Genomic DNA, 12,961 nt, shown 5'->3' with positions numbered 1-12,961 from the left:
GGTAAAGGAACAGATAGCCCATCGACAGCCAGCCGCGCCCGAACCAGCGCTGTAACCAGTTTCCACTCATTAGCGGGCCTCCTGTTCGGCTTTGTATTTATTAAAGATCGCCATCGGCACAAGGATCAGCAGGATCACCACGACGGTGACGGACGATGCCATCGGCCAGTCGTTATTGGTGAAGAATTCATCCCACAGCACGTGACCGATCATCAGCGTTTCCGGACCGCCCAGCAGTTCAGGAATCACGTACTCGCCCACGGCCGGAATGAACACCAGCATGGAACCGGCGATGATGCCGGACTTGGACAGCGGCACGGTAATGCGCCAGAACGTCTGCACCGGCGTAGCACCGAGATCGGCCGCTGCTTCGAGGAAGCGTCCATCCATCTTCACCAGATTGGCGTACAGAGGCAGGATCATGAACGGCAGATACGCATACACCATGCCGATGATGAGCGAGAACTGGGTATTCATCAGATGCAGCGGTTCCGTGATCACACCCATGCTCATCAGGATGTGATTGAGGATGCCGTTATTCGCGAGGATGCCCTTCCACGCGTAGATACGCAGCAGGAAGGAAGTCCAGAACGGCAGCATCACCATCATCATCAGCACTGGGCGCACCGTCGTGCGCGAACGTGCCATGAAGTAGGCGAACGGGTAGCCGATGATCAGGCACAGCACCGTCGTGATGGCAGCGAACTTGAGCGAACTCAGATACGTCAGCACATACAGGTCATCCTGTGCGATGAACAGGTAGTTGGCGATCTTGATCTTCAGCGTGATCACACCATCCACCAGCGTCATCAGCGTACCGAACGGATTGCCACCCGCATCGGCCTCCGTGAAGCTGATGCGCATCACGATCAGGAACGGAATCAGGAAAGCGAAAGTCAGCCACAGGAAAGGCACGGCGATCACCGCCGTACGTCCCGTGAGCCAGCGCAACGTCACTAGCTGTTTGAGAAAATTCATGGCTGCACTCCGCCTTAGCTGGTCAGCACGACAACGTCGGCACCATCCCACCACGCATACACGCGCTGATCGCGTTCCAGCACCGAGTCTTCATGGCGCGCTGCATTGGTGCGCGACACCTTGAGCACCTTGCCGCTGTCGAGGCGCACGTGGTAATGGGTCTCGTTGCCGAAGTAGGCCAGTGCCGTAATCACGCCCTGCACGCAGTTGTAGCCATGTTCCACGGCCTGCGCACGCTGCTCCTGCGTCGGCGCCTGCTGCTGCAGACTGATTTTCTCCGGACGCACAGCCACCGACACGGGCATGCCCAGCGTGCCGGTAATACCGTGGGTGATGTAGTGCTGGCCTTCCGGCGAGTCGATGATGACGTGATCGGGTTCGTCGGCACTGACGCTGCCCTCGAACATATTCACGCTACCGATGAAGTCGGCCACGAAGCGGCAGTTAGGCGTCTCGTAGATTTCGCCGGGCGCGCCTACTTGCAGGATGCGGCCTTCGCTCATCACGGCAATGCGGGTCGCCATACTCATGGCTTCATCCTGATCGTGCGTCACCATCACGCAGGTCACGCCCACTTCTTCGATGATGCCCACCAGTTCCATCTGGGTCTGTTCGCGCAGCTTCTTATCGAGCGCACCGAGCGGCTCGTCCAGCAGCAGCAACTGCGGACGTTTGGCCAGACTGCGTGCCAGCGCCACGCGCTGCTGCTGGCCGCCGGACAGCTGATGCGGTTTGCGCTTGGCATACTTAGACAGCTGCACCAGTTTCAGCATCTGCTCCACCCGCGCGGCAATTTCATCTTTCGGCAGGCCGTCGCGGCGCAGGCCAAACGCGATGTTGTCCCACACCGTCAGGTGAGGGAACAGCGCATACGACTGGAACATCATGTTGATGGGGCGCTGGTACGGCGGCACCGGGATAATGTCCTGACCGGCCAGCTGGATTTTGCCCGAAGTCGGGGTTTCGAAGCCGGCCAGCATACGCAGCAGCGTCGATTTACCGCAACCGGAGCTGCCCAGCAGCGCAAAAATCTCGCCCTTGTTGATTTCGACCGACACATCGTTCACGGCGCGTACGCCGTCAAAATCCTTGACGAGATTGCGGATCAGCAGAAATGGTTGGCCCGCACCGGCAGCAGCTCGCTCTTTGCTCATGTTATTTAAATAGAAATAATATGATTAATATAAAAAAGGCGGCCATCCGCAAGCCGCCCCCAATTTTAGAACCCGTGATTATATAGCCACTCTGCGGCCCCTACGTAGTCCGGGGGCCGGAGTGCAACAGTATCAGACATGCAACAGCAGGTGCTCGCGCTCCCAGGGGCTGATCACGGTCATGAATTCCTGATGCTCGACCTCTTTGATAGCGCTGTAGACATCCACGAAGCGCTCGCCCAGTACCTCGCGCAAGCGGTCTTCGCGCCGTAGCATGGTGAGCGCCTGCGACAGGCTTTGCGGCAGCTCGAACAGATTGGGATAGGCGCTGCTGGTAGTGGCCGGTGTCGGCTCCAGCTGGTCCACCATGCCCAGATAGCCGCAGGCCAGCGTCACCGCCATGGCCAGATAGGGGTTGGCATCGGCTCCGATGATGCGGTTCTCCACCCGCCGCTGCTCCACTCCGGAGATAGGAATACGGAAGCCCACCGTGCGATTGTCCATGCCCCACTGGATATTGATGGGCGTATTGGTGTGACGCACGATGCGGCGGTAGGAGTTCACATACGGTGCGAGGATGGCCATACCGGCCGGCGTATAGCGCTGCAGACCGGCGATGTAGTGACGGAACTGGACCGAAGGTGCACCATCATCCGTGCTGAAGATATTCCGTCCCGTGGCTGCATCGCTCACGCTCTGGTGCACATGCATGGCCGATCCCGGCTCGTTGGCCATGGGCTTGGCCATGAATGTGGCGTACATGCCATGCTTGAGCGCCGCTTCGCGCAGGGTACGCTTGAAGTAGAACACATTGTCCGCCAGTGCCAGCGGATCGCCATGCTGGAAGTTCAGCCCCATCTGGCCTGCGCCCGTTTCGTGGATCAGCGTATCCACATCGAGGTTCATCAGTGCGCAGTAGTCGTAGATATCCTCGAACAGCGGATCGAATTCATTGACCGCATCGATGCTGTACACCTGCCGGCTAGTCTCGGCACGGCCGCTGCGGCCTACCGGCGCTTTCAGCGGCAGATCGGGATCGACGCTTTTTTCGGTCAGATAGAATTCCAGCTCCGGCCCCACCACAGGGCGCCAGCCACGGTCGGCATACAGCTTGAGCACGCGGCGCAGCACGGAACGGGGCGCAAAATCCACCAGCGTGCCATCGGCAAAATAGCAGTCGTGGATCACTTGCGCCGTCGGGTCTATCGCCCACGGCACGCGGGTAATGCTGCCGGGATCGGCGCGCAATATCATGTCGCGGTCGGTGGAAGAAATGGCGCGGTCATAAGCCACGTCGTCGGTCGGGTAATTACCCGTCACCGTCATGCCCAGCACCGCTTCGGGGATGCGCATGCCGCGCTCCTTGCTGAACTTGGCGCGCGGCAGTATCTTCCCGCGCGCCACACCCGTCAGGTCAGGCACCAGACATTCGATTTCAGTGACCCGGTGTTCATTGAGCCACTGCTCCATATCAGCATCAGTAAAATTCTCACGGATAGACATGCTTACGCTCTCTATATGGATATGCGCGATATCGCAGTCTTAATTTACCATATCTACAACTTTTCTTCTGCCGCCTCGACCCGTGTCTGCACCAGTATCTTCTTGATTTCTGGGACGCAGGAACCGCAGTTGCCCCCCGCCTTCAGGCAGGCGGTGACTTCCTGTACGGTTTTCAGATCCTTCTCGACGATGGACTGACAGATGGTGTTGCGGCCCACGCCGAAGCACGAGCACACGGTAGGGCCGGCATCGGCACCCTTCTCTACCGGCATGCCCACCAGCAGGCCCACGCGATCGATCTCGCTCAGCACCTCCTTGCTGAACAGGCTGGCCAGCCATGCACGCGATGGCATGTCCTGCCGCGGCGAGAGGAAAATGCACTGCTCGATGCGATCATCGACGATGTGCACGGCACGATACACGCCCGCCGTGCGGTCTTCGTATTCGAGCCAGTCGGCTTCAGCATCATGCACGCCCAGCAGCGTACGCGCCCAGCCGCTGTAGTCCTTGATGACGTTGCGCCCTGCCAGCTCATAGCGGTTAAAGCTGCGGCCCTGTATGCGGGTCCAGTGCGCCACGCTGTCGAGCGCCTTGCTGCTGCGGCTCAGGATGAAACCGTGCCAGTTGACGCGGAACTGTTCGATACGCACAGGCGTGTGCTTGAACTCCGGCTCGCCGGACACAGGGTCGACTTCCGGATTGACCAGCGCCCCCACGCGCGCATCGGACGCCGTCTGGTTATTCCAATGGATGGGAATAAACACGCTGCCGCGCGGGATGCCGCCACCATGCTGCACCCGTGCCACCATGGCGCCCCATTCGGAACTGATGCGTGCCAGTTCGCCTTCGCGCACGCCATGCAGCAGCGCATCCTGCGGGTGGATATCGACAAACGATTCGGCCGTGTGGTCGGCCAGCGTCGGGGCTTTGCCCGTGCGCGTCATGGTGTGCCACTGGTCGCGCACGCGGCCCGTATTGAGCACCAGCGGGAAGTCCTCGCTGACCGCATTCACGGGCGCCCGTGCCGCCGTTGGCACAAAGCGCGCCTTGCCATCGGCATGGGCAAACTGCCGGTCTACAAACAATCGTTCCTCAACCTCTAGCTGGCCACTCGGCAGCCGCCGCACCGGCCACTGGGTCGGCTCCAGATCATCGTATTCGCGTGCGTTCAATCCGGCCAGACCGGAGATGTCGAACATGCGCGGCACATCGGCTGACGTGTTGCGGAAGCCGCTCAGGCGCGCATGTTCGGCAAACACACCGTGCGCACTGCGGAAATCAAAGCCGCTATAGCCCATGCGCTGGGCGAATAGCGACAGGATTTTCCAGTCCGGCAGCGCTTCACCCGGTGCAGGCAGGAAGGCGCGCTGGCGCGAAATGCGGCGCTCGGAATTGGTCACCGTGCCATCCTTCTCGCCCCAGCCCAGCGCGGGCAACAGCACATCGGCGTAGGCATTGGTATCGGTGTCCTGCATGATGTCGCTGGCTACCACCAGTTCGCAACGCGACAGCGCGCGCCGCACCTGATCGGCATCCGGCATGCTGACCACAGGATTAGTCGCGATCACCCACACAGCCTTGATGCTGCCATCTTCGATAGCCTTGAACAGATCTACCGCTTTCAGGCCGCCGCTATCGGCCATTACCGGCGCATCCCAGAAGGTCTGCACCACATCGCGGTGATCGGCATTCTCCAGATCCATGTGGGCGGCCAGCATATTCGCCAGCCCGCCGACTTCACGTCCGCCCATGGCATTCGGCTGCCCCGTAATGGAGAACGGCCCCATGCCGGGCTGGCCGATACGCCCGCCGATCAGGTGGCAGTTGATGATGGCGTTGACTTTGTCGGTACCGGCGGAAGACTGGTTCACGCCCATGGAATAGGCGGTGATGGTTTTAGCCGTCGCAGCAAACAGTTCGTAAAACTCCAGCAGTAATGCCGGATCGATGCGGCAGATACGCGCCACTGCAGCAGGATCGGCGCAATCGATATTCGCTGTTTCCAGTGCTGCTGTCAGGCCATTGGTATGCTGCTCCACAAAAGCAGGGTCCATCGCACCGATGCGGGCCAGATAGCTGAGCAAGCCGTTGAACAGCCACACGTCTGTGCCAGCTTTCACCGGCAGATGCAGGTCGGCCAGTTCGCAGGTGGCAGTGCGGCGCGGATCGATCACCACCAGCTTCATTTCCGGCCGCTGCTCCTTGGCCTTGAGGATGCGCTGGAACAGGATGGGATGGCACCACGCCGTGTTCGACCCTACCAGCACCACCAGATCGGCCAGTTCCAGATCGTCGTAGCACAGCGGCACCAGATCTTCACCGAAAGCGCGCTTGTAGCCCGCCACGGCGGATGACATACACAGGCGCGAATTAGTGTCGATATTCGCGCTGCCCACATAGCCCTTCATCAGCTTGTTGGCGACGTAGTAGTCTTCCGTCAGCAGCTGGCCGGACACGTACAACGCTACTGCCTGCGGACCGTGTTCGGCGATGATGCTGCGCCACTGGCCTGCCACCTGATCGAGCGCGGCATCCCACGAGACGCGGCGCAGGCCATCTTCGCCGCGCACCTGCGGATACAGCAGCCGCCCTTCCAGCCCAAGCGTTTCGCCCAGTGCCGAGCCTTTCACGCACAGGCGGCCACGATTAGCCGGATGCAGCGTATCGCCGCTGATGGTGGCCGTACCATCGCCTTTCGGCGTGGCCTGCACGCCGCAGCCAACGCCGCAATAAGCACAGGTGGTTCGGATCGCCAGATGGTCGGAAGAGAGATTCACTTTATGCTCGCAATATCTAGTTCAGGCAGCACGGGCGCACAGCGCCTCGCCAAACAGCAGGGTAGGACGAATGGCAGCGATATCGGCACCACTCTGTATCAATTTGAAGTACCACGGGCCATCCTTGACGTCGCCATACAGCACCGCGCCCATCAGGCGACCGCCCTTGAGCACCAGCCGCTTGTAGACGCCACGACGCGCATCGCGCAGCACCAGATCTTCGCTGCCTTCGCCGCCGATGAAATCACCGACGGAATACAGCTCCACCCCCGTCACCTTCAGACGGGTGGGCGAAGTCTGCTGCACGTAGCGCCGCACACCGGCACCGGCAAGGTGGGCGCCGCACACCCGTGCCTGATCCCAGATGGGAGCCACCAGTCCGAACGTGGCGCTGCGGTGCTGCACGCACTCGCCCACAGCGTACACGCGCGGATCGTAAGTCTGCAGCGTGTCATCCACCACAATGGCACGGTCGCAATGCAGGCCAGCCGCTTTGGCCAGTTCGATATTCGGCCGCACGCCGGCCGTCATCACCACCAGATCGGCGGGAATCACGCTGCCATCCTTGAAGCGCACTCCCGTCACCTTGTCCGGCCCGAGTATCTCCTCGGTCTGGGCATTCATCAGGAACTTCAGTCCCTTGCCTTCCAGCGCTTTCTGCAGCAACTGCGCCGCAGGCTTGTCGAGTTGCTGGTTCATCAGCGCATCCGACACATGCACCACCGTGACAGACATGCCCTGACGCTGCAGGCCATTAGCCGCTTCCAGTCCCAGCAGGCCGCCACCGATGATCACGGCATGGCGGTGATTGCGCGCCATGGCCAGCATGCTCTCCACGTCCTGGATATCGCGGAAGGCCAGCACGCCTCTAAGCTGGTGGCCCGGCACGGGAATGATGAAAGGCTTGGAGCCGGTCGCGATCAGCAGACGGTCGTAGCGCACGCTCAGGCCGGAACGGGCCCGCACCACGCGGTTGCGCCGGTCGATATGCTCGACCGGATCACCGGCGTGCAAAGTAATGCCATTCTGCACATACCATTCACGGCTGTTGATCATGATGTCGTCCATCTGCTTCTCACCCGCCAGCACAGGCGACAGCATGATGCGGTTGTAGTTACCGTGCGGCTCGGCGCCGAACACGGTAATGTCGTACATCTCTGGCGCCAGCTTGAGCAGTTCCTCGACAGTGCGCATCCCTGCCATGCCGTTCCCTATCACTACCAGCGCGGGCTTGTTCATAGCCCCACCCACACTTTGCCGTCTTCGATACGGGCCGGATAGGTGTTGACGGAATGCTCGGGCGCTTCCAGACATTCGCCCGTCTGCAGATCGAAATGCTGCTTGTAGATGGGCGAAGCCACCGCGATGCGCTCGCCCACGCTACCCACCAGCCCGCGCGACAGCACAGACGCCTGCGAGTTAGGGTCGTAGTTATCGATGGCGAACACGCGCGCTTCGCCAGCCTGCACATGGAACACGGCGATCTGGCGCTGATTCAGCAGCGCACACACGCCCGTATTGGGTACGATGTCGTCCAGCTGGCAGACGCTAATCCAGTTATCCGTTTGAATATCGCGATGCATAACGTTCTCCTCAGGCTGCGTTGACTGCAATCGGAATCACGCGCTGGCGCTCTTCCACCGTAGCGGGCCGGATCTGGCCGCGCTCTTCCATGAACAGGACGTTGGCGTCGCCCTGATCGCTGTTGACGAAGTGACGGAAACGCTTGCGAGTTTCCGGATTCTCCACTGCTTCCTTCCATTCGCAGGCGTAGGTATCGACGACGTGCTGCATGTCTGCCTCCAGCTCGGCGCCTATGCCCAGTTTGTCGTTGACCACGACCTGCTTCAGATAATCGAGGCCGCCTTCAAGGTTTTCGCGCCAGACGCTGGTGCGTTGCAGGCGATCCGCCGTGCGGGCATAGAACATCAGGAAGCGGTCGATATAGCGCACCAGCGTGGCCTTATCGAGTTCCGTCGCCAGCAGTTCGGCGTGGCGCGGCTTCATGCCGCCATTGCCGCACACGTAGAGGTTCCAGCCTTTTTCGGTGGCGATCACGCCCACGTCCTTGCCCTGTGCTTCGGCGCACTCGCGAGTACAGCCCGACACGCCGAACTTGATCTTGTGCGGCGTGCGCAGACCCTTGTAGCGGTTCTCCAGTTCGATCGCGAGACCGATGGAATCGTCCACGCCGTAACGGCACCACGTGGAACCTACGCAGGATTTCACCGTGCGCAGCGATTTGCCGTAAGCGTGGCCCGATTCGAAACCGGCAGCGATCAGTTCTTCCCATATCAGCGGCAGCTGTTCAAGACGGGCACCGAACATGTCGACCCGTGCACCGCCCGTGATCTTGGTGTAGAGCTGATACTTCTTAGCCACCATGCCCACCGCAATCAGGCCATCGGCCGTTACTTCACCACCGGGCATACGCGGCACCACCGAGTAGGTGCCATCCTTCTGGATATTGCCGAGGAAGTAGTCATTGGTATCCTGCAGGCTGGCGTGTTCCTTCTTCAGCACGAAATCGTTCCACACGGTGGCCAGCATGTTCGCGGCCAGCGGTTTGCAGATGTCGCAGCCCAGACCCTTGCCGTGCTTGTCCAGCAGGTCGGCAAAAGTCTTGATCTGGCCGACTTTGATCAGATGGAACAGCTCCTGACGCGAGTGGGCAAAGTGTTCGCATACATGGTTGTTGACTTCCATGCCCTGCTTCTTCATCTCGGCCTTCATCACCTGTGTGACCAGCGGCACGCAGCCGCCGCAGGAAGTGCCGGCACCCGTGCAGCTCTTCAGGTCGGATACATTGGTCACGCCGCCTGCGACCGCCTTGCACAGCGCACCTTTGCTCACATCATTGCAGGAACAGATCTGTGCAGTTTCCGGCAGCGCGTCCACGCCCAGTGCCGGTTTGGCTGCACCATCGGATTGCGGCAGGATCAGGAATTCAGGCGATTCAGGCAGTTCGATTTTATTCAGCATCATCTGCAGCAGCGTGCCGTATTCGCTGGCGTCGCCCACCATCACGCCACCGAGCAGATATTTGCCGCAATCGGATACCACGATCTTCTTGTAGATCTGCTTGCGTTCGTCGGTGAACTGGTAGGAACGGCTGCCTTCCACCTTACCGTGCGGGTCGCCGATACTGGCCACGTCCACGCCCATCAGTTTCAGTTTGGTGCTCATGTCGGCACCGGCAAATTCGGCGGCTTCACCCAGTATATGTTTAGCCGCCACGCGCGCCATTTCATAGCCGGGTGCCACCAGACCGAAAGTCAGGCCGCCCCACAGCGCGCACTCGCCAATCGCATACACGTTCGGATCGGAAGTCACGCAGTTGTTATTGATTTCGATGCCGCCGCGCGGGCCGATAGTCAGGCCACTTTCACGTGCCAGCATGTCGCGCGGACGGATACCGGCCGAGAACACGATCATGTCGGCATCCAGATGGCTGCCGTCAGCGAACTCCATGCGGTGGGTGCCCTCCACGCCATCCACAATCGCCGTGGTGTTCTTGCCCGTGTGGACAGTCACGCCCAGTTCTTCGATCTTACGGCGCAGCACACGACCACCGCCGTCGTCTACCTGCACGGCCATCAGGCGCGGCGAAAACTCCACCACATGGGTTTCCAGCTGCATGTCGCGCAGCGCCTTGGCGCATTCGAGACCTAGCAGACCCCCGCCGATCACCACGCCCGTCTTGGCGCGCTTGCCGCATTCCAGCATGGCTTCCAGATCTTCGATGGTGCGATACACGAAGCAGTCCTTGCGCTCTTTGCCCGGCAGCGGCGGCACGAAAGGGTACGAGCCGGTAGCCATTACCAGCTTGTCGTAGTCCAGCACATCGCCGTCCGCCGTGGTGACGTTCTTGTTGACCAGATCGATCTGGGTAGCGCGGGTGTTCAGGCGCAGCGCCAGACTATCGTGCTCGAAGAAGCCCGGCTTCACTAACGACAGATCCTGTGCCGATTTACCCGAGAAGAATTCCGACAGGTGCACCCGGTCGTAAGCGGGACGTGGCTCTTCGCACAGCACTGTCACTTGCAGATTGCTGATATCGCTCTGAGCCAGCGTTTCCAGAAACTTGTGGCCCACCATGCCGTGACCGATAACGATGATTTTCATGATTGCTGTTCCTCTTAATGGGCGTATTGGGCTTATAGAATTTAGGCTGCCAGCTTGGCGGCGACGATGGCTTCTTCTTCCGTGCTGCTGCTAAAGCGGGCAGCCAGTGCGCACAGAGCCGATGCGGCAACCAGTACCCCGAGCACCGTCAGCGTCTGCTGGGTATTGCCCAGACCTTTCATCAGGAAGCCGGCAGCAACAGCGCCGACGTTGCCGCCCGCACCAATAATGCCGGCCACGCCGCCCAGTGCGCGCTTGTCGACGAAAGGCACGATGGCATAGGTTGCGCCGCAAGCCATGTGGGTGAACAGACCAAACACCAGCATGGCGGCGATCGCCAGCGTCACATCACCAGCATGGGCAAACATCAGCAGGCCCGCGCCTTCGCCCAGCATCAGCACGAACAGCAGCGTGATGCGCTTGTTCAGCGAGCCGCTGGCAGCCAGCTTGTCCGATGCCCAGCCACCGAGTGCGCGGCCGAACAGCGCCAGCAGACCGAAACTGCCCGCCGCCATGCCGGCCTGCGCCAGCGACAGCTTGAAGTGATCGACGTAGTAGATGGCGGCGATGTTGTGGATGAAGATCTCGATGCCGAAGCATGCGCCGTAGGTGATGAACAGCAGCCATACGCGGTGGTTACCAGCAGCACGCTTGAAGCTATCCCACGCGCCACCTTTGGCATCGCCGTATTTGCCGCCTTCGATGGCGATTCCGGCAGCACGCAGTTCCAGATAGTTCCCTTGCGGGCAGTCCTGGGTATAGCGGTAGTACACGCCTGCCATGATGATCATCAGCACGCCCGGCACGATCAGGGCAGCGCGCCAGCCCAGCGTTTCGCTCACACCCAGCATGATCATGGCAGCCATCAGCAGCGGCATCACGGCTTGCGCGACACCGCCGCCGGCATTGCCCCAGCCTGCGGCGGCCGCATTGGCCGTGCCGACCACTTTCGGACCGAACATCACCGAGGTGTGGTACTGGGTGATGACGAAGCTGGCACCCGCCGCGCCGATACCGAGACGGAAGAAGAGGAAGCTTTCGTAGCTCTGGGCGAAAGCCACGCCGATCACGGGAATCGCACCCACCAGCAGCAGCCCCGTATAGGTCAGGCGCGGGCCGAAATGGTCGCACAGCGGGCCGACGATCAGGCGCACAAGAATGGTGATCGCCACGGCAGCGATATTGATGTTGGCAATCTGGGCTACGCTCAGACCGAATTCGCCTTTAATTACCGGCATCAGCGGCGCGCAGGCAAACCACGCGAAGAAGCAGACGAAGAATGCCATCCACGTCAGATGGAACGCCCGCATCGAAGGCGACGACATGGTGAAGAGTTGGATGCTGTGAGCTTTGCTGGCCATTTTCTATCCCGTTCAGAAAACAAAAAGGCGCCCGCGCAACCACGGTCGCAAAGACCGGGTTGGGCGGACGCCGTTGTCCTGCCAGCCCGTCTTTAGGCCAGCGTTGTATTCGGGGGGATCGCCGTTGATCCCTTACCCTGAGTATTGCAAGAGCCGTGCCAACTAAGGGAAGCCACGGAGTCAGAGGGAAATCAGTCTGACTGTGCTGATTCGATCTTTGCTCTGCACCGTCACTGCTAGCTGGCGGTGCAGAAGCGCACTTTATCGGTGCACCATTAGCGGGCAGTGGCGGTGCAGGCGCGCTCCTGCTCCTGCACCTGCTCCTTCACCAGCTGCTGCCACGCTTCGGCGCAGCGCACCACATCGCCAATGACGATAATGCTGGGGCTACCAAGGCCGCTCTCGCGCAGCACCTGCGGCAGCTGGCCCAGCGTAGTGACGACCTGACGCTGCTGCGCGCGCGTGGCCGACTGCACCACCGCCACGGGCAGGGTGAGTGCAGCACCACCGGCCAGCAAGCCAGCCTGTATGCTTTCCACCCGCGCCACGCCCATATAGATCACCAGCGTCAGGCCGCTCTGCGCCAGCGCCTGCCAGTTAGGCTCGGACTGTTCATCCTTGCCATGGCCAGTAACGAAGATCGCCCCCTGACTCCAGTCGCGGTGCGTCAGCGGCACGCCTATGCTGGCCGGTGCCGCCACGCCGCTGCTAATCCCGGGCACCACCTCGACGGCGATGCCGTGCGCCTGCAGGGTGGCGCGCTCCTCGCCGCCACGCCCGAACAGATACGGGTCACCGCCCTTGAGACGCACTACCTGCCGTCCCGCGCGTGCTTCGGCCACCATCAGCCGCTCGATAAATTCCTGCGGCGTGGAAGCGCAACCGCCGCGCTTACCCACCTGTACCACCCGCGCAGCGGCCGGTGCGTAGTCCAGTATGGCGGGGTTGACCAGATCATCGATCAGCACCACGTCGGCCTGCTGTATGGCGCGCACCGCCTTGATGGTCAGCAGTTCCGGATCGCCCGGCCCTGCGCCTACCAGTGTTACCTTGCCCATGCTGC

9 protein-coding genes are annotated in these 12,961 nt (G+C 61.0%); all 9 read right to left on the bottom strand.

What is annotated here, in order from left to right; all coding sequences use genetic code 11:
* Positions 1 to 69: 69 nt before the first annotated feature.
* Positions 70 to 978, bottom strand: a complete 909-nt coding sequence (locus ABNT42_RS03395; protein WP_348694005.1) for an ABC transporter permease subunit — start codon at positions 976 to 978, stop codon at positions 70 to 72.
* 14 nt (positions 979 to 992) lie between these two features.
* A complete protein-coding gene (gene potA, locus ABNT42_RS03390; protein WP_348694002.1) occupies positions 993 to 2,132 on the bottom strand; it encodes a polyamine ABC transporter ATP-binding protein in 1,140 nt (379 codons plus the stop codon).
* A gap of 132 nt (positions 2,133 to 2,264) precedes the next feature.
* Positions 2,265 to 3,635: a glutamine synthetase family protein gene (locus ABNT42_RS03385; protein ID WP_348693999.1), complete on the bottom strand. Its 1,371-nt coding sequence runs from the start codon at positions 3,633 to 3,635 to the stop codon at positions 2,265 to 2,267.
* A gap of 53 nt (positions 3,636 to 3,688) precedes the next feature.
* Positions 3,689 to 6,412, bottom strand: coding sequence for a molybdopterin-dependent oxidoreductase (locus ABNT42_RS03380; protein ID WP_348693996.1), 2,724 nt, complete (start codon positions 6,410 to 6,412; stop codon positions 3,689 to 3,691).
* A 21-nt stretch (positions 6,413 to 6,433) separates the two neighbouring features.
* Complete coding sequence (locus ABNT42_RS03375; RefSeq protein ID WP_348693993.1) at positions 6,434 to 7,651, bottom strand: FAD-dependent oxidoreductase; 1,218 nt, start codon at positions 7,649 to 7,651, stop codon at positions 6,434 to 6,436.
* The gene (gene nirD, locus ABNT42_RS03370; protein WP_348693990.1) at positions 7,648 to 7,995 is read right to left on the bottom strand and encodes a nitrite reductase small subunit NirD; all 348 of its coding nucleotides are present in this window, start codon (positions 7,993 to 7,995) and stop codon (positions 7,648 to 7,650) included. The genes ABNT42_RS03375 and nirD overlap by 4 nt, the downstream gene beginning before the upstream one ends.
* A gap of 10 nt (positions 7,996 to 8,005) precedes the next feature.
* Positions 8,006 to 10,537 carry a nitrite reductase large subunit NirB gene (gene nirB / locus ABNT42_RS03365; protein WP_348693988.1) on the bottom strand — a complete coding sequence of 844 codons (2,532 nt, stop codon included), beginning with the start codon at positions 10,535 to 10,537 and terminating at the stop codon, positions 8,006 to 8,008.
* Positions 10,538 to 10,578: 41 nt separating this feature from the next.
* Complete coding sequence (locus ABNT42_RS03360) at positions 10,579 to 11,898, bottom strand: MFS transporter (RefSeq protein ID WP_348693986.1); 1,320 nt, start codon at positions 11,896 to 11,898, stop codon at positions 10,579 to 10,581.
* A 275-nt stretch (positions 11,899 to 12,173) separates the two neighbouring features.
* Positions 12,174 to 12,956 carry a uroporphyrinogen-III C-methyltransferase gene (gene cobA, locus ABNT42_RS03355; RefSeq protein ID WP_348693984.1) on the bottom strand — a complete coding sequence of 261 codons (783 nt, stop codon included), beginning with the start codon at positions 12,954 to 12,956 and terminating at the stop codon, positions 12,174 to 12,176.
* Positions 12,957 to 12,961 lie beyond the last annotated feature (5 nt).

The organism is Duganella fentianensis, from assembly GCF_964031615.1.
Taxonomy (GTDB): domain Bacteria; phylum Pseudomonadota; class Gammaproteobacteria; order Burkholderiales; family Burkholderiaceae_D; genus Rugamonas; species Rugamonas fentianensis_A.
This window is presented reverse-complemented; position numbering and strand designations above follow the sequence as displayed.

Bases quoted from the DNA above. Each gene is read 5' to 3' on its own strand.
- ABNT42_RS03375 (WP_348693993.1), bottom strand. From the start codon at position 7,651: ATGAACAAGCCCGCGCTGGTAGTGATAGGGAACGGCATGGCAGGGATG.
- ABNT42_RS03395 (WP_348694005.1), bottom strand. From the start codon at position 978: ATGAATTTTCTCAAACAGCTAGTGACGTTGCGCTGGCTCACGGGACGT.
- nirB (WP_348693988.1), bottom strand. From the start codon at position 10,537: ATGAAAATCATCGTTATCGGTCACGGCATGGTGGGCCACAAGTTTCTG.
- cobA (WP_348693984.1), bottom strand. From the start codon at position 12,956: ATGGGCAAGGTAACACTGGTAGGCGCAGGGCCGGGCGATCCGGAACTG.
- ABNT42_RS03360 (WP_348693986.1), bottom strand. From the start codon at position 11,898: ATGGCCAGCAAAGCTCACAGCATCCAACTCTTCACCATGTCGTCGCCT.
- nirD (WP_348693990.1), bottom strand. From the start codon at position 7,995: ATGCATCGCGATATTCAAACGGATAACTGGATTAGCGTCTGCCAGCTG.
- potA (WP_348694002.1), bottom strand. From the start codon at position 2,132: ATGAGCAAAGAGCGAGCTGCTGCCGGTGCGGGCCAACCATTTCTGCTG.
- ABNT42_RS03385 (WP_348693999.1), bottom strand. From the start codon at position 3,635: ATGTCTATCCGTGAGAATTTTACTGATGCTGATATGGAGCAGTGGCTC.